Origin of the sequence: Brucella pseudogrignonensis (genome assembly GCF_032190615.1) — a bacterium.
Classification (GTDB): domain Bacteria; phylum Pseudomonadota; class Alphaproteobacteria; order Rhizobiales; family Rhizobiaceae; genus Brucella; species Brucella pseudogrignonensis_B.
Genome location: NZ_JAVLAT010000001.1, coordinates 410,406 through 427,785, shown reverse-complemented (window position 1 = coordinate 427,785; position 17,380 = coordinate 410,406). Strand labels below are relative to the sequence as shown.

Below are 17,380 nucleotides of genomic sequence, written 5' to 3'. Positions count from 1 at the left end.
CGAGTTTGAGGAGGCTTTGCCTCCATCGTATTGAGGAGATTTCCGGTGCTGGACTGGGAAACTGTATTTGCAACGCGCTCGAAGCGTATGCGCGCTTCTGAAATCCGTGAACTTCTGAAATTGCTGGAGCGTCCGGATATTATTTCCTTTGCCGGTGGCATTCCGGATCCGGCGTTGTTCCCACATGCTGAATTTCAGAGCGCTTATCAGGATATTTTTGGTGGTCCTGAAGCCAATGCAGCTCTGCAATATTCGGTATCCGAAGGCTATAAGCCACTGCGTACATGGCTGGTAAGCGAACTCGCTAAGATCGGCATTCCATGCACTGAAGATAACGTCTTCATTACCTCCGGTTCGCAGCAGGCGCTCGATTATCTCGGTAAGCTTTTCATTTCACCTAATGATACGGCGCTTGTGACCGCGCCGACCTATCTTGGCGCTTTGCAGGCATTTAATGCCTATGAGCCGACCTATGACATTCTCTCGCTCAACGGGAATCGCACACCGGTTTCTTATAAGCAGCATGCGGAAGATGCTGGCGGTCAGGTCAAGTTCGCGTATCTCTCGGCAGATTTCAGCAATCCAACTGGCGAAACCGTTGATCTCGCAGGCCGTAAAAAGCTTATGTCCGATGCGGATGAGCTCGATATTCCGATCATTGAGGATGCTGCCTATCAGTATCTGCGTTATAATGGTGAAGCCATTGCGCCGATCCTGTCGATGGATATTGCCCGTCATGATGGTGATATCGAAAAGACCCGCACGATCTATTGTGGCTCCTTCTCAAAGACACTCGCGCCCGGTTTGCGTGTCGGTTACGTCGTTGCTTCGCAGTCGGTTATCCGCAAGCTTGTTCTGATGAAGCAGGCTGCTGATCTTCATTCTTCGACCATCAACCAGATTGCTATTCATCGTGTTGCGTCGACCGGTTTCGATAAACAGGTTGCCAAGCTGCATGGTGTTTACAAGCACCGTCGTGACAAGATGCTGGAAGCGCTGGCCAAGTATATGCCGGAAGGCACAGACTGGACCAAGCCTGAGGGCGGCATGTTCATCTGGGTTACGCTGCCAAAGGGCATGGATGGTGCGGCACTTCTTGCCGCTTCTATTGAAAGCGAGAAGGTTGCATTCGTCCCGGGCAAGGCATTCTTCGCAGATGGCACGGGCGCGAATACGTTACGTCTTAGCTATTCATGTGCCAATGATGAAATGATTGATGAAGGTATCATGCGGCTCGGTCGCTTGATCCGCACGCATTCGAAATCGGAAGCTGCATAAAATCAGAAGCCGGGCATTGCCCGGCTTTTTATTTATTGGAATGGGGAATTACAGCCGGTGCGCGGCCCTGCCAACGGCTGATAGGTGTTATCCGAAGCGCGATAGCTGCGGTAGTGGTTCGAACACCATGAAATATGGTTGCTGCTTGGGCCGAGAGTTTTAACAGCAGAGCGATCAGCGGGGCGAACCTGAAGCGGATCGCCATTTTTGTAGATAGGGATGCCTTCGCGCGAGATGTAATTGCCGCTGTCGCGGCAACCCGCGCCATAGCATTTGGGCGATCCGGCCTGTGGCTGATAGGGGCGTGGCAAAGCCCCAGCGATAGGCGGCGTGCTTGGGCGCAAAGACGGCACGTATGGCGTGTTCAAATCAACAGCCGCCGCGCTGCCGATGAGGCTTGCGGCAAACAGACCTGTGCAAATCGCAATGCGTCCTATCTTTCCAAGCATCTCGTTATCCCGATTTAAAAATAGTATATGGTGACTTTTCAGAGCAAAACCAGCGTGGCTGTAAATTCCTGAAAAGAACCACTTGCTAATTGTAGCGCAAGTCGCGAGATTGCGCAGGCATGTTTACGATAGCCACATTTAATGTTGAAAATCTGATGCGCCGGTTCGATTTTTCCGGTTTTCGTAATGAATTGTATCAGGATCGCTCGCTTAAGCTCTTTGAGATCAGCGATGAAAATCAATATCGTTTGCTTGAGCAGGCGCGGGCGGTTGCGCATGCCGACGACACGCGGCAAATGACTGCTCTGGCTATTGCTGAAACGCGTGCCGACGTGCTTTGCCTGCAGGAGGTCGATAATCTCGCAGCACTTAATGCCTTCGAATATGGCTATCTTTTCAAGATGGTCGGGCAGGGCTATCGCAATAAATATCTGATTGATGGCAATGATAGTCGCGGCATCGACGTTGCCGTTATGGCGCGGGATACGACGCGCGATGGTCAGCGTATTGAAGTGCTTGAAGTCACCAGCCACGCGCATGTGACCTATAAGGAACTCGACCTTTATCAGCCGGTGCTGGCTGAGCTGGGGTTAGAGCCGCATGACCGCATTTTCAAACGCGATTGCCTTTGTCTTGATATGCGTATCGACGGCAAGCCGCTGACATTGTTTGTCGTTCATCTGAAGTCGATGAGTGGTTCGCGTAATGGGCTGGATGGGCGTACTGCGTCATTGCCAGTTCGGCAGGCTGAAACGCGGGCGATACGCCATATCATCGAAGAGAAGTTTGGCGCGAACAATACGGCAGATAAGCGCTGGCTCATTTGCGGCGACTTCAACGATTATCGCGAACGGATCATCATCGAGGGTGATGAGTGGAACGGCTATCAATTCACGCCGGTCAAAGAAGCGGCTAGCGCGCTTGATACCCTGTTGAGCGACGGCTTTGCTATCAATCTTGTGGAACGTCGCCCAGAGATGGATCGTTGGACGCTTTATCATACACGTGGGCCGCAGGAGCGCCATCTTTGCCAGCTTGATTACATCCTCGCATCGCCAGCCCTGGCAGACAAGAACGGCGGGGCGATCCCGCAGATTATCCGCCGTGGTCAGCCATGGCGCACAGTTTTCCCGCCGGGGCAGGAAGTGGATCGCTATCCACGGACTGGATGGGATCGTCCGAAAGCCAGCGACCATTGCCCGGTGGCTGTGACGCTGAACATCGTTTGAGAATGAGTCGGCTGATGCAGAATGTAAAAGAAAACACGGTTTATGAAATTGACCATGTGAATGTGCAGATTTTGCCGGGGCGGCTCGATTATGTGCAGGTGAACGAGGCAGCCATTGCCGAAAATTGGCAGCGCGAGCGTCAGTCCAACCCGACATTGTTTGATGGTGAAATTTATCTGGCACCTGAAGCAAGGCTTGAAGGCCGTTCATTCACTGCCGGTTTTCATCGTACCAGCTTTGCAACGCTCATGTATTGGCGCAAAGACGTCCAGCACGTGCGACCATGGCACATTTTTGGTGTGGGCGTGATTGTATCATCTGAAGGACACCTTATCGCTGCGCGAATGAGTTCACACAATGCGGTCGCAGGACGTGTTTATTTTCCGGCGGGCTCTATTGATGACAATGATATAGTCGATGGACATGCGGATTATGAAACCAATATGGCGCGTGAAGTCTTTGAGGAAACGGGCCTAAAACTTAGCGATGCCAAGGTAGAAGCAAAGACGCATCTGGTTATGGCTGCAGGGAGCATCGCGCTTTTTCGCCGATATTACTTTGAACTTTCGACGGCTGAATTGTTGAAACAAATTGAGGCCAATCTGGCGTTACAAGTTGAACCGGAGCTTTCGGAAATCATTCCGGTCACACAGGCGGGGGTAATGGGGCAGGCGACGCCGTCTTATGTGCGGGCGTTTGCCGACTGGCATTTTGATAATCAACAGTAACGATTGGTTCTTACAGATGACAGCGCCGAGAAATTGGCTATGCTCGCAGCTTAAGGCTAGTCGCCGACTGTGATCTGAGGGAGACGTGAACAATGACCGAAGCTGCCAGTACCGGCCGGTATTATGAGGTTTTTGATGTTTTTGCCGATAAGGCATTGGCAGGAAACCCGCTGGCTGTCGTTCATGACTGCGAAGGTCTGACCGATGCGCGCATGCAGGCAATCGCACGCGAGTTCAATTTGTCTGAGACAGTATTCATTTTCGCGCCTGAAAATCCAGTGCACGAAGCGGCGGTCCGTATTTTTACACCGGATTATGAGCTGCCTTTTGCCGGACACCCGACTGTTGGTGCTGCCGTATCATTAGCACGACATCGCCGGACAGGTGATGAGTCCGACCGGATTGTTACGCTCGAAGAGAAAGTCGGTGTTGTTCGTTGCGGTGTAATTCTTGGTGAGAATAGTGCCTTTGCCGAATTTGATCTGCCACGCTTGCCAGAAAAGATCGATATTAAAATCGAGAAAGAAGAAGCGGCTGCCGCTATCGGACTTGGAACGCATGAAATCGGTTTTGAAAACCATATCCCTGCGATCTGGAGCGCTGGTACACCCTATCTGCTGGTGCCGGTTCATAATCTGATTGCAGCTGCAAAGGTCTCTATCGACCCCGTCTATGTGAGTGAAAGCCTGCCGCATGTCGGCGAGCGGCCATTGCCGATCTATGTCTATTGTCGTGAGACTATTCTGTTCGATAGCAACTATCATGCACGTATGTTTGTGACCGGATCGAATGTCTATGAAGACCCGGCAACTGGGTCTGCGGCAGCGGCTTTTGCGGGTATGATTCTAGCCAAGGACAAGCCGGTAGACGGAAGTTCACAATGGTGGATTGAGCAGGGCATGGAAATGGGCCGACCATCGCGTATTCGTCTTGAGCTTGATGTATCTAAACAGGTGCTCACCGGCGCGCGTATTGGCGGGACGGCTGTAAAAATTGCTGAAGGGCGATTGTTCGTCTGATTTTCATGTTTTGATTGCAGTCAAATCGCAATCGTTGCTTCATAGTAATCTATTGATAGGTTGGATGAATAGAGGACACTGAATATGTTAATCAAAGAAATGTCTGACATTGATGTCCGCAATATGATCCAGCATAGCGAGATTGGGCGGCTGGGTTATGTGCTTGATAATCGGCCCTATGTCGTCCCGCTCGGGTTTAAGTTTAGCGGCGGTGCGCTCTATTCGTTCACTACAGACGGTCAGAAAACTGAGGCCATGCGAAAGAACAGCGCTGTCTGTATTTTATTCGATCAGATTGTGTCCAAGACGCAATGGCGCAGCGTTGTCGTGAATGGTCATTATCGCGAAATTACGCGGGATCAGGAAAAGGCCGCCATCGTGAACATGCTCTCAAATGAGCCAACGTGGTGGGAACCTGCCTACACCAAGACGATTACCAGTGGCGGCACACAACGCAAACTGGAGCCAGTTTTCTTCCGCGTTGATATTGAAAGCGCCACTGGGCACCAAACGGCTTAATTCTCTCTTTCGCCCATTATCCCACACAAAATCGCTTCGCAATTTTGTTGGAAATGCTTTAGCGAACGACTAGCACCGGCACCTTGCTGTGCGTCACGACTTCATAAGTCTGACTACCAAGCAACATGCCCTTGAGGCCACGGCGACCGTGGGACGCCATCACAATCAGATCGTTGCGCAGTTCTTTGGCGGTTTCGATAATTGATGTCGCCGGATGCTGGGCTACGACGTGCAATGTTTGAATTTCAACACCTGCTTCATTTGCTAATTCGCGGGCGCGCGCGAGAGCCGCGTCGGCATAGTCGTTCCACTCTTCTTCATAACGTTCGATGAAAGCTGGACTATCAGTAAATCCACCCGGAAGTCCGGTAAGCGAATAGGGTGCAGTTACTATGAGGACGGTAGCTTTGCTGCCCATTGCTTTTGCGGTGTCAAACCCATGAATAAGACCGCGTTCGGCAAACTCTGAACCATCGGTGGTTATCAGTATATTCTTATACATCGTGCCCTCGCTTTGACTATTTGAACCTATAAATTAGGTAGCAATTTATCCATATCAAACTGGATATAGCGTTCAAATTGAATAAAGCAGGACTTGAGAGTTTTATGCCACTTGATTGCGATACATTTCATGCGAGCTGGGTTGCGACTGTTCTTAATCTGGATTGGCCATCCAGAGATTCGACACAGATTGAAAACGTTTCCGAGCGGGTAAAGCTTCAGAAGCAAGAACTGGTGCGCATGTTTGATGAGGCAACCGAACATGGCATTAATGCCGTGATTTTTCAGGTTTCGCCCGCTGCGGACGCCTTTTATAAATCAGATTATCTGCCGTGGTCGTCTTATCTGACAGGTACGCTTGGAAAAGATCCCGGCTTTGATCCGCTTCGTTTTGCAATTGCCGAAGCCCATAAGCGCGGTATCGAGCTTCACGCATGGCTTAATCCTTACCGCGTTTCGATGGATGTGCGGCCTGCTACACGAAAAGAGCTGAAGAGTTCTTCGAATGATTCCCCGCCGAGCGTCTATAAGACCAATCCGGAATGGGTGGGTATTTCAGCGGATCGTTATGTCCTTGATCCGGGCATTCCAGCTGTGCGCCAATGGGTGAGCAATATCACTGCCGAAGTCGTTCAGAAATACGATGTCGATGGTATCCAGTTCGACGATTATTTCTATTATGAAACCCAAGGCTCGCCGCTCAAGGATGATAAAACTTATAAGCGTTTTGGGACGAAGTTCGCCAGTAAGTATGACTGGCGACGTTATAATACTTATACACTGGTGCAGGAAATCTCGGATCGGATCAAGGCGATCAAACCGCATGTTCGCTTCGGCATTAGCCCGGGCGGTGTCTGGCGCAATCAGGCGGATGATCCGCGAGGTTCCGCGACGCGTGCAGGCAAAACCAATTATGATGGTGATTTTGCTGACACACGTGCTTGGGTCAAGGATGGTTTGATCGACTATATCGCGCCGCAAGTTTACTGGTCTTCTGGACGCAAAGATGTGCCCTATGGTCCGATCGTCCGCTGGTGGGCGGATACTGTGCGCGGCACGAAGACGGATCTCTATATCGGTATGGCGCTCTATCGTGCCGGCAGTTCTTCGAAGTCCGAACCAGAGTGGGTTGAGGGAAATGGTGTTGAGGAAATCAAGCGGCAACTTGATCTCAACAACTCCATACCAGAAGTAAAAGGCAGTATTCTTTTCCGCCAAGGATTTCTGTCTGACCCCAAACTTAAAAGCGTTTCTGCATATCTGAAAAAGACTTGGGGTAAGTGCCGCCCGCAAAAATAGCGGTCGAGGTTGCTGATATTTATTATCTAATTGATTTAAATCAAAGAAAGCATTTGTGCACTGGTGCTAGTGATTGATCGTTGTCAGGTTCCACCAGAACTGACGGCCCGGGATGTCGAGGCCCAACCTAAAGCGACATCCCGGCTAAGAATTTCTCATTAAAGGATCTGTCGAGCGCACCAGCGCGATCTTTTTTTGCAGTGTTGCCCTGATCGACAGTCAGCGGGTGCTGTCAACATTGCCCTCCATCTCTCTCAATCAGCACCCGCGAATTTTCTTCAATATTCTGATATTTTAGCCATGAAACTTCGCAGCATTTGAGTATAGTTGATTGTAATCAAGGCACGTATTTTCAAGTAAAATACAGCTATTTCAACTTGAGTTAGATTGGTCAGCATATCGATTTACTGTGCTGCCTAGAAAATGATGATGCGGAGGTCATTTCGGATGGGCTTTAATCGCAAGCAGTGGATCGTAACGGGTGTCGTCGTCGCTTTGGCAGCTGGAGGCTATTATGGCTGGAAAACACTAAGCGATCCCGGAATGCCGGAAGGCTTTGCAGGCGGTAATGGTCGCATCGAAGCGGTTGAGATTGATGTCTCAACCAAAAGCCCCGGACGTATTCGCGAAATTCTTGCCGATGAAGGGCAGTTTGTCGAAGCAAACGCCGTTCTGGCGCGGATGGATACTGCCCAGCTTGAGAGCCAGCGCAAACAAGCAGAAGCGCAGCTTCGTCGTGCGCAAATCAGCATAGACACAGCGAAAAGCTTAGTTGCGCAGCGTGAGGCGGAGCAAATAGCCGCGCAGGCGACTGTCGCACAACGGGAAGCACAGCTTGATGCTGCTAATCGCCGTCTGGCTCGCTCGCAGCAACTGTCAGAATCACGCACCGTCTCTCAGCAGGTGCTCGATGATGATCGCGCTACTGCGCAGGGTGCTGAGGCAGCCGTTGGAGCTGCAAAGGCACAGTTGGCGGCTACAGCTGCGGCGATCAGTTCAGCGAAGGCGCAAGTCGTCGATGCGGAGGCCTCAGTGGAAGCCGCAAAGGCGGCTATTGCGACAATCGATACGGATATAAACGATGCCACTTTACGCTCGCCAAAGCCGGGTCGTGTGCAATACCGCGTTGCGCAACCTGGCGAAGTGCTGTCGGCTGGTGGACGCGTCCTTAATCTTGTTGATGTCAGCGACGTCTATATGACTTTCTTCCTGCCAACATCGCAGGCTGGCCGGGTGGCGATTGGTGCTGATGCTCGAATCGTGCTCGACGCCGCACCGCAATATGTGATTCCCGCTAAAATCAGCTTCGTCGCCGATGTTGCGCAGTTCACGCCGAAGTCGGTTGAGACGGAGGAAGAGCGTCAGAAACTCATGTTCCGTGTTAAGGCAAAAATTCCGCAGGATTTGCTTCAGAAATATATTCAGCAGGTTAAGACGGGGCTTCCGGGCATGGCTTATGTGAAACTCGACCCTAATGCTGAATGGCCGAAGAACCTTGCGGATAACGTAAAATGAGTGAGGTTTCGATAAGGGCTGGCGTGGGCGACGACAGCTTTGTCGTTCGTGCAGAAAGCGTGGAGCTGTCCTATGGATCAGCTCAAGCACTGCGCGATATTTCGCTTAATATACCAGCCGGGTGCATGGTTGGCTTGATTGGCCCTGATGGCGTTGGCAAATCGAGCCTTCTATCTTTGATTGCTGGCGCTCGTGTTATGCAGCAGGGCAGGATTGACGTGCTTGGAGGGGATATTGCCGATAAGCGTCATCGTCAGTCCGCCTTCCCGCGTATCGCCTATATGCCGCAAGGTTTGGGCAAGAACCTGTATCCGACGCTGTCCGTTTTTGAGAATATCGAATTTTTTGGGCGGTTGTTTGGCCATGACAAGCAGGAGCGGGAACGCCGTATCGCTGATCTTTTGGCGAGAACCGGAATGTCTCCTTTTGCGGATCGTCCGGCGGGTAAGCTTTCGGGCGGCATGAAGCAAAAGACCAGCCTTTGCTGTTCGCTGATCCATGATCCTGATTTGTTGATCCTTGATGAGCCGACGACGGGCGTCGATCCGTTGTCGCGGCGTCAGTTCTGGGAACTGATTGACGATATCCGCAAAGATCGTCCGGGGATGAGCGTTATTGTGGCCACAGCCTATATGGAAGAAGCGGAGCGCTTCGATTGGCTGGTGGCGATGAATGACGGCCAGATTCTAGCGACGGGTACGCCGCAGGAATTGCTTGAGAAGACGAAGACGCCCAATCTTGATGCGGCTTTCATTGCGCTTTTGCCGGAAGAATTGACTAAAGGGCATAGCGAAGTGGTTATGCCGCCGCGCAATACGCAGACAGATACCGGCATCGCTATTGAAGCTGAGCATGTCACGGTACGATTTGGCAATTTTACTGCGGTCGATAATGTGAGTTTCCGTATTCCACGCGGCGAGATTTTTGGGTTTCTCGGCTCCAATGGCTGTGGCAAATCCACGACGATGAAGGTCTTGACTGGCTTGTTGCCAGCAAGTGAAGGCACGGCAAGGCTGTTTGGACGCGAAGTCGATCCAAAGGATATTGATATACGCCGTCATGTTGGTTACATGTCGCAAGCATTTTCGCTCTATTCGGAACTGACAGTTCATCAGAATTTGGAGCTTCACGCCAAGCTGTTTGGCATGGCGGAAGAAGACACCAAACGTAGAATCAAGGAACTGGCCCAAAGGTTTGATTTGGCTGCGGTTATGGATGATCTGCCCGACTCGATGCCGCTCGGCATTCGTCAGCGCCTGTCGCTGGCTGTCGCGCTGATCCATTCGCCGGATATTCTTATTCTTGACGAGCCGACCTCGGGCGTTGATCCGGTTGCGCGTGATGCGTTCTGGCAAATTTTGGCTGATCTTTCGCGCAACGATAATGTCACGATCTTCGTCTCAACCCATTTTATGAATGAGGCGGAACTCTGTGATCGCATTTCCTTGATGCATGCTGGCAAGGTGTTGATCAGTGATACACCAAAAGCCATCACAGCAAGCCGCAATGCAGCAACACTTGAAGACGCTTTCATTGCATATCTCGAAGAGGCGATTGGCGAAACAGCGCCTGAGAAAGACGTTGAGGAGACGGTGAAAGCTCAACCAGAAAAGGTTGAGAAAAGCAAAAAGCCGTCTTCCAGTTGGTTGCCAAATCCCCGGCGGGTACTGGCTTTTTCTCGTCGGGAAGCACTGGAGTTAAAGCGCGATCCGATCCGCGCGACGCTCGCCATTCTAGGCACTGTGATCCTGATGTTCGTTATTGGATACGGGATTAATCTCGATGTCGAGGATCTTACATTCGCTGTTCTGGATCGTGACGATACGACAATCAGCCGGGATTACACGCAGCAGCTTGCTGGTTCGCGGTATTTCACCGAAAAAGCACCTATAACCGATTATGACGATCTTGATCGGCGTATGCGCGAAGGTGAAATCAGTCTGGCAATTGAGATCCCGCCGAATTTCGGCAGTAATGTCGCGCGTGGCCGTCCTGTCGAAATTGGTGCCTGGATTGATGGTGCGATGCCAACGCGCGCTGAAACCGTGCGCGGTTATGTGCAGGGAATGCATGCCAATTGGCTGACACAAAAAGCACGCGAGCTTTATGGCAGCGCTGCCACTGTCGGCAATTTCAATCTCGAAATTCGTTATCGTTATAACCCGGATGTTCAGAGCCTTGTAGCGATGGTTCCAGCCGTTATCCCGCTGCTTTTGCTGATGATACCGGCTATGCTGGCAGTTCTGAGTGTCGTGCGCGAAAAAGAACTTGGCTCGATCATTAATTTCTATGTGACGCCGGTGACTAAGTTCGAGTTTTTGCTGGGTAAACAGTTGCCTTATATCGCGCTTGCCTTCCTCAATTTCCTGATGTTGACGGCCTTTGCAGTGTTCATTTTCCGTGTGCCTTTCACAGGCAGTTTCCTGACCTATGCCACAGCCGCGCTGCTCTATGTCATCATCACAACCGGGATGGGACTGGTGATCTCGACTTTCATCAATAGCCAGATTGCAGCGATCTTCGGCACCGCATTGCTGACGCTTATTCCGGCAGTGCAATATTCCGGCATTATCGATCCCGTTTCGTCTTTGCAGGGGGCGGGCGCCTTTATCGGCAAGATTTATCCGACGACTTATTTCGTGACGATCTCGCGCGGGACTTTCTCAAAGGCGCTCGATTTCTCTGATCTCGCCGGATCATTCCTGCCGCTGCTAATTGCTATACCGGTTCTGACCGTTCTCGGCATTGTTCTTCTGAAGAAGCAGGCGGGTTGAGATGCGGATTTCCAACATATTCCAGCTTGGTGTGAAGGAACTGCGCGGACTGGCGCGTGATCCCATGCTTTTGCTGCTGATCGTTTATGCTTTTACGCTTGCGATCTACACGGCTGCAAAGGCAATGCCTGAAAACCTCAACAATGCGGCTATTGCGATTGTCGATGAAGATCAGTCGCCCGTTTCGGGCCGTATCACGACGGCGTTTTATCCGCCATATTTCGTGCCGCCAAAACTCATCTCATCTCATGAGATGGATAAACGGATGGATTCGGGCCTTGATACATTTGCACTCAATATTCCGCCAAATTTTCAGCGTGACCTGCTCGCCGGACGTTCGCCAACGATCCAGCTGAATGTCGATGCAACCCGTATGAGTCAGGCCTTTACGGGTGGCGGTTATGTGCAGTCGATTGTTTCGAGCGAAGTTAACGAGTTTGTTAATCGCTATCGCGGTGAGGCAGAAGCGGTCGTTGGATTGGGCTTACGTGCGCGGTTCAATCAGGATTTGAACAAAGGCTGGTTTGGTGCGATCACCAATGTCATATCGTCGGTGACGATGCTTTCCATCATTCTGACGGGTGCGGCTCTCATCCGGGAGCGTGAGCATGGCACGATTGAACATCTGCTTGTTATGCCCGTCACACCACTTGAGATCATGGTCTCAAAAGTCTGGTCAATGGGTATGGTTGTGCTGGTGGCAACCGCTTTCTCGCTGATCGTGGTTGTACAGGGCATTCTGGCCGTGCCGATCAATGGCTCGCTGACACTGTTTCTGGCGGGTGCTGCATTGCAGCTCTTTGCGACCACAAGCCTTGGCATTTTTCTCGCAACGATTGCCGGTTCCATGCCTCAGTTCGGGCTTTTGTTGATGCTGGTTCTGCTGCCGCTTCAGGTTCTTTCGGGCGGTACAACGCCGCGCGAAAGCATGCCGGAAATCATTCAGAACATCATGCTGGCTGCACCCAACACGCATTTCGTGATGCTCGCGCAATCGGTGTTGTTTCGCGGCGCGGGATTGAGTGTCGTCTGGCCGCAATTGCTCGCCATGATCGTTATTGGAAGCGTTTTATTCTTCTTTGCGCTTCGCCGTTTCCGCGACTTCCTCAGATAAAAACTCATATGATTCAACCCTCTGGATCACTTCATTCGAAATGTGATTCAGAGGGGCATTATGTTGCAGTTGATAATCTATCGTGCCCTTGCTATCGCTCATCCTAGGATACGGTTCTGCCCGTGAGGGTGGATGAAAAGGGAACACGGTGAGGCTTATTTGAAGAGCTGAGACCGAGACTGCCCCCGCAACTGTGACCGGAGAGTCGTCCTCCCATGATCGGTATCGCGATCATAGCCACTGAATATTCGTGTTCGGGAAGGCGGAGGATTGATGAAGACCCGGAAGTCAGGAGACCTGCCGCATCCAGTCACCCATGGCTGACACGAGGGGTGTTCAGTCGCGGCCGTCCGTAGCGGTGACATTGTGAAATGTTGCCGTGGGACAAAGACGGGGTGCTTGCGCCCTGATTTCTGACACCTGCGGTGAAGCAACGCTTGCGCGCAGGAAGTAAACTAATGCATATTCTCAGACTATCGGCCTATCTCGCATCAACCATTTTGGTTGCTATGCCGCTTGACGCATTCGCTCAGACGAACGTGAATGCTCAGGATATCCTTGTGCTTGATACGATTGTCGTCACACCGCTTCGTCGTGCGACGTCTTTGCAGCGTTCTACGTCATCCGTTACGGTGATCGACAGTCAAGAAATAACTCGTTCGGCAGCGCCCGACTTGCAATCGCTCCTGCAACATTATCCCGGTATTTCGATTGCCACAAATGGCGGGCAGGGATCGTCTTCCAATCTCTATATTCGCGGGATGTCGTCAAAACAGACTGTTGTTTTAGTCAATGGCGTGCGAACTGCATCGGCCACGACTGGTGCCACATCGCTTGCCAATATTCCGCTGAGTTCAATTGATCGTATTGAAATCGCTAAAGGTGCGCATTCCTCGCAATATGGTGCGGATGCGATGGGCGGCGTGATTAATATCATCACCAAGCAGGGCGGTGCCTGCGGTGAGCGTTCTTTCTGTGGCAGTGTTACGACAGGTGTTACGCATCCATGGGGTGGCTATGCGTTTGCGTCTCTGCAAGGCCAAAGCAAAGACGGCATTGATTATGCGTTTGGTGCGGCGGTGACAGGCACGCAGGGCTATAATTTCAAACAGCCGCGGACGTTTGGTTATGAACCGGACCGTGACGGATTTCTGCAAGGCGCGTTTAACTTTTCGCTTGCAAAGGATTTCGACTGGGGCCGGATTTATACGGATGGTCTGTTGACCCGCGGGCGTAACCAGTATGACGCTACAGCGCCATCTTTTAACGAGGCTTATACGACCGCGTTCAATGGAAAAATTGGCACACGTATTGAGCATACAGACGATTGGTCTTCGACGATTGAACTCAGTTCCGGGCTGGACCACAGCCGGAATTTCCGTAAGAACGTGAGCGGGTCTGATCTGTTTGAAACCAAGCGCTATGGCATTTTTGCTTCGACTGAAAAGCAGTTTGAAACAGGCAGCGTTTCTCATGTGGTGACGGGTGGTGTGGAAGCCTATCGCGAGGAGGTCAATGCCACGACGGTTTATGCGGAAACCAGCCGTGATCTGGCGGCGGTGTTCGGGCAGTATTCGCTGGAATATGATGCGTTACGCTTTGATGGCGGCGTGCGTTATGATCACAATGAGCAATTTGGCGACGTTGTGACTTACAATGCCGGAGCCAGTTATGAGGTTTTGCCTGATTTGGTGCTGCGCTCGTCATTTGGCACAGGCTTTCGAGCGCCGACTTTCAATGAGCTTTATTATCCCGGTTATGCAAATCCTGATCTGCAACCCGAAAAATCCCGTTCTTATGAAGTTGGTCTCAACTGGCAGGCAACAGATAAAACCAGTCTCGATATGGCTTTTTATCAAACCCGGTTGCGTGATGCGATCATAAGTACAGCACCATCCTATCTGCCCTATAATGTTGCCCGGGCAAACATTACAGGTTTTGAAGCCACGCTGTCTCATCGTTTTAATGAGAACTGGGGCGTGAAAGGCTCTATTGATCTGAAACGCCCGATTGATGAAGACAGTGATAATGATCTGGCTTATCGCGAACGGGTCAAGGCAACGGCAGAAGTTAGCTACAAGCCGGTCGAGAAGCTCGATCTGACTGCACGGCTGCTCTATCGCGGTTCACGTTTCACAAATGCTGCCAATACCAACAAGCTTAATCCATATGTGACGGCAGATTTCATTGCGCTTTATGACTTTGATGCACAGTCGCAACTTAAGCTCTCTGTGGAGAATATCTTCGATAAGGAGTATCAGACGACGTCAGGTTACATAGCTCCAGGACGCACCATAAATATTGGGCTAACGCGGAATTTTTGATTGAAGATGATGTTGGCGTGTAAACAGGCGGTTGTGAAGAATATCAGGCTTTGTCTTCTGGCAGGCCTGTTTCTCGCTGGCTTTCATTCTGCATTCGCAGAAGATCGGCCTCAACGCGTCGTGTCGATTAATGTCTGCACGGATCAGCTTGCGATGTTGCTGGCGGATGCCTCGCAGTTGCAATCGGTGTCCTATCTCTCGCGTGATCCGCTTTTGTCGGTGATGAGTGAGAAGGCGAAGGGATTGCCAGTCAATCATGGACAGGCAGAAGAAGTCTTCCTGATGAAGCCTGATCTGGTGCTGGCAGGTACATTTTCTTCGCGTGCTACGGTTGGGCTCTTGCGTGACTTGGGTGTGCGGGTTGAAGAGTTCGCGCCTGCACGATCATTTGAGGATATTAAAGCGCATATGAAGCGGCTGGGAGAATTGTTGGGGCGTGAAGAAGAAGCTGAACGGCAGATTGCTACTATGGATGCGGATTTATTGGCGATCAGAAAACCTGATCGCAAGCAAACTGTGGCGCTGTATTATGCCAATAGCTATACGGCGGGGCGCGGCACGCTTATTGATGAGGCGATCCGTCTGGCAGGGCTTGATAATATTGCAGACAAGGCAGGCGTTCGCGGCTCAGCCATGCTGCCGCTGGAAATGCTGATAATGGAGAGACCTGATATTCTTGTTCGCGGTTCGCGCGGGCGACCGCCTGTATTGGCCTTTGAGAATTTCGAGCATCCAGCATTGCGTGCTCTTGAAGGCCATACGCGGATGGTGGCGCTCAACGATAATCTGACAGTGTGTGGCGGGCCATTCAGTGTTGAGGCTGTCGCAAAACTCGCGGAGGCTGCGCGTGACTGAAACTGGCCGTTTTTATCTCCTGCTTGTTGGTCTGGGTTTGCTGGTCGTCGCGCTCTTTGCGCTCTCGCTGCTGGTTGGTCCGGCATCGATAAGTGTGGGTGAGAGTATCCGAGCGCTTTTTGCTGGGCAGGGCGATGTGATCGTGTTGGTTATGCGCGAGATCCGCCTGCCACGTGCAATCCTTGCCTTGTTAATCGGTGCTTCGCTCGGGCTTTCAGGCGCGGCCCTTCAGGGCTATTTGCGTAACCCGCTGGCAGAGCCGGGACTTCTTGGGGTGAGTTCCTCCGCATCCCTTGGTGCAGTGATCGCAATCTATACCGGGCTTTCGCAGCTTTTCCCGCTGGCTCTGCCATTGTTGGCGCTGCTCGGTGCGTTTCTGTCAGTCTTTCTGGTAAAGGCTCTCGCGGGCCGTCATGCCGGAACGTTGACGGTTATTCTTGCAGGCGTTGCCGTAACCAGTCTCGCCGGGGCAATGACGGCGCTTGCGCTTAACCTGTCGCCCAATCCATTTGCGGCCATGGAAATCGTGTTCTGGATGCTTGGCTCTCTGGCTGATCGTTCAATGACGCATGTGTGGCTTGCAGCGCCATTTATCCTCATTGGCTGGGTGATGCTGTTTTCGCTGGGGCGTGCCCTGGATAGTCTAACACTAGGATCGGATGCTGCCGCCAGTATGGGTGTTAATCTTTCCCGCGTTCAGGTTATGGCCGTCCTCGGCACTGCGGCCAGTGTCGGTGCCTCGACTGCAGTAGCTGGTGCAATTGGTTTCGTCGGGCTTGTGGTGCCGCATTTGTTGCGTCCGCTGGTTGGCGCGAGACCATCGCGACTGCTGGTTTGCAGCGCCTTTGGTGGGGCGGCATTGTTGCTGGCTGCCGATGTTCTTGTGAGAGTTATCATGCCGGGGCGCGAATTGAAACTTGGTGTGCTGACCGCAATCATCGGCGCTCCGTTTTTCCTGTGGCTGGTCTTTAAATATCGGAGGCGATTGGTATGACTATGCTCTCCGTTAAAAACCTTGATGTGTCACTCAGCCACAAAGCCGTTCTTGAAGCTGTCAGTTTTAAGGTGCGTGAAGGCGAATTTATCGGTCTCATTGGGCCGAATGGTGCGGGTAAGACAACCCTACTACGCGCTGTGCTTGGCCTGACGCCTTCATTAGGCACTGTTTCGCTCAATGGTTCCGATTTGAGACGCATGCACGTCGCTGACCGTGCTAAAGCAATCGCCTATCTGCCGCAGGAGCGAGATGTTGCCTGGCCTGTTACAGTGCGGATGCTGGTATCGCTCGGACGCTCGGCGTTGAAACCGGTTTTTGCCGGTTTGGATAAGGGCGATAAAGCTGCCATTGCAATAGCAATGCAGCGTATGGGTGTGGCAGAGTTTGCGTCGCGCCCTGCCAATGAATTATCGGGTGGTGAAAGAGCGCGCGCTTTGATCGCGCGTGTTTTGGCGCAGGATACACCTATCATCATGGCAGACGAGCCGGTGGCTGGGCTCGACCCCGCGCATCAGCTTGAATTGATGGAAGTGTTTGCGGGACTAGCCGCCGAGAAAAAGACAGTGATCGCCTCGCTGCATGATCTTGGTTTGGCTGCAAAATATTGCACGCGGCTGATTGTTCTTGATCAGGGAAAACTCGTTGCAGATGGCATGCCGGAAGAGGTTCTTACGCCTCATTTGCTCAACGATGTTTATGGAATCGATGGGCAGTTGTTGAAAATCGATGATGATTTCGTTCTGCATACGCGCAAACGACTAGGCTAGATTTTTACAGTT

General features: G+C 51.8%; 15 protein-coding genes and 1 riboswitch. Of the genes, 13 read left to right on the top strand and 2 right to left on the bottom strand.

Features of this window, described 5'->3' with window-relative positions; translation table 11 throughout:
- The first annotated feature begins 45 nt into the window (after positions 1 to 45).
- Positions 46 to 1,278: a PLP-dependent aminotransferase family protein gene (locus RI570_RS02125; RefSeq protein ID WP_313826721.1), complete on the top strand. Its 1,233-nt coding sequence runs from the start codon at positions 46 to 48 to the stop codon at positions 1,276 to 1,278.
- 32 nt (positions 1,279 to 1,310) lie between these two features.
- On the opposite strand, the gene RI570_RS02120 is transcribed toward RI570_RS02125, so the two are convergent.
- Entirely contained in the window at positions 1,311 to 1,727 is a 417-nt protein-coding gene (locus RI570_RS02120) for a BA14K family protein (RefSeq protein WP_313826720.1), read from the bottom strand.
- Between the two features lie 119 nt (positions 1,728 to 1,846).
- Here RI570_RS02120 and RI570_RS02115 point away from each other — a divergent pair, with 119 nt between their 5' ends.
- The 4 genes from RI570_RS02115 to RI570_RS02100 all read left to right on the top strand — a co-directional run bounded on the left by RI570_RS02115 (position 1,847) and on the right by RI570_RS02100 (position 5,222).
- On the top strand, positions 1,847 to 2,956 hold the full coding sequence (locus RI570_RS02115; protein ID WP_313826719.1) for an endonuclease/exonuclease/phosphatase family protein: 1,110 nt from the start codon (positions 1,847 to 1,849) through the stop codon (positions 2,954 to 2,956).
- A 14-nt stretch (positions 2,957 to 2,970) separates the two neighbouring features.
- Positions 2,971 to 3,684 carry an NUDIX hydrolase gene (locus tag RI570_RS02110; RefSeq protein WP_313826718.1) on the top strand — a complete coding sequence of 238 codons (714 nt, stop codon included), beginning with the start codon at positions 2,971 to 2,973 and terminating at the stop codon, positions 3,682 to 3,684.
- 92 nt (positions 3,685 to 3,776) lie between these two features.
- Positions 3,777 to 4,703, top strand: a complete 927-nt coding sequence (locus RI570_RS02105; RefSeq protein WP_313826717.1) for a PhzF family phenazine biosynthesis protein — start codon at positions 3,777 to 3,779, stop codon at positions 4,701 to 4,703.
- A gap of 84 nt (positions 4,704 to 4,787) precedes the next feature.
- Positions 4,788 to 5,222 carry a pyridoxamine 5'-phosphate oxidase family protein gene (locus RI570_RS02100; protein WP_313826716.1) on the top strand — a complete coding sequence of 145 codons (435 nt, stop codon included), beginning with the start codon at positions 4,788 to 4,790 and terminating at the stop codon, positions 5,220 to 5,222.
- A 58-nt stretch (positions 5,223 to 5,280) separates the two neighbouring features.
- Here the strand turns inward: RI570_RS02100 and RI570_RS02095 are convergent, their stop codons facing one another.
- On the bottom strand, positions 5,281 to 5,724 hold the full coding sequence (locus RI570_RS02095) for a universal stress protein (protein WP_313826715.1): 444 nt from the start codon (positions 5,722 to 5,724) through the stop codon (positions 5,281 to 5,283).
- A gap of 104 nt (positions 5,725 to 5,828) precedes the next feature.
- On the opposite strand from RI570_RS02095, the gene RI570_RS02090 reads away from it, so the two are divergent.
- The 8 genes from RI570_RS02090 (at position 5,829) to RI570_RS02055 (ending at position 17,368) form a co-directional block, all read left to right on the top strand.
- Positions 5,829 to 7,022, top strand: coding sequence for a glycoside hydrolase family 10 protein (locus RI570_RS02090; protein WP_313826714.1), 1,194 nt, complete (start codon positions 5,829 to 5,831; stop codon positions 7,020 to 7,022).
- 447 nt (positions 7,023 to 7,469) lie between these two features.
- Positions 7,470 to 8,537 carry an HlyD family secretion protein gene (locus RI570_RS02085; RefSeq protein ID WP_313826713.1) on the top strand — a complete coding sequence of 356 codons (1,068 nt, stop codon included), beginning with the start codon at positions 7,470 to 7,472 and terminating at the stop codon, positions 8,535 to 8,537.
- Positions 8,534 to 11,311, top strand: a complete 2,778-nt coding sequence (rbbA, locus tag RI570_RS02080) for a ribosome-associated ATPase/putative transporter RbbA (protein ID WP_313826712.1) — start codon at positions 8,534 to 8,536, stop codon at positions 11,309 to 11,311. Before RI570_RS02085 ends, rbbA begins: the two co-directional genes overlap by 4 nt.
- A gap of 1 nt (position 11,312) precedes the next feature.
- Positions 11,313 to 12,425 (top strand): ABC transporter permease, encoded by a 1,113-nt coding sequence (locus RI570_RS02075; protein ID WP_313826711.1) that lies wholly within the window; start codon positions 11,313 to 11,315, stop codon positions 12,423 to 12,425.
- A 94-nt stretch (positions 12,426 to 12,519) separates the two neighbouring features.
- A riboswitch (cobalamin riboswitch) is annotated at positions 12,520 to 12,745 on the top strand.
- A 138-nt stretch (positions 12,746 to 12,883) separates the two neighbouring features.
- Positions 12,884 to 14,749 carry a TonB-dependent receptor domain-containing protein gene (locus RI570_RS02070; RefSeq protein WP_313826710.1) on the top strand — a complete coding sequence of 622 codons (1,866 nt, stop codon included), beginning with the start codon at positions 12,884 to 12,886 and terminating at the stop codon, positions 14,747 to 14,749.
- A 9-nt stretch (positions 14,750 to 14,758) separates the two neighbouring features.
- A complete protein-coding gene (locus RI570_RS02065; RefSeq protein WP_313828516.1) occupies positions 14,759 to 15,604 on the top strand; it encodes an ABC transporter substrate-binding protein in 846 nt (281 codons plus the stop codon).
- Positions 15,597 to 16,598, top strand: a complete 1,002-nt coding sequence (locus tag RI570_RS02060) for an iron ABC transporter permease (RefSeq protein ID WP_313826709.1) — start codon at positions 15,597 to 15,599, stop codon at positions 16,596 to 16,598. The genes RI570_RS02065 and RI570_RS02060 overlap by 8 nt, the downstream gene beginning before the upstream one ends.
- Positions 16,595 to 17,368, top strand: coding sequence for an ABC transporter ATP-binding protein (locus RI570_RS02055; protein WP_313826708.1), 774 nt, complete (start codon positions 16,595 to 16,597; stop codon positions 17,366 to 17,368). The genes RI570_RS02060 and RI570_RS02055 overlap by 4 nt, the downstream gene beginning before the upstream one ends.
- Positions 17,369 to 17,380: the final 12 nt, after the last annotated feature.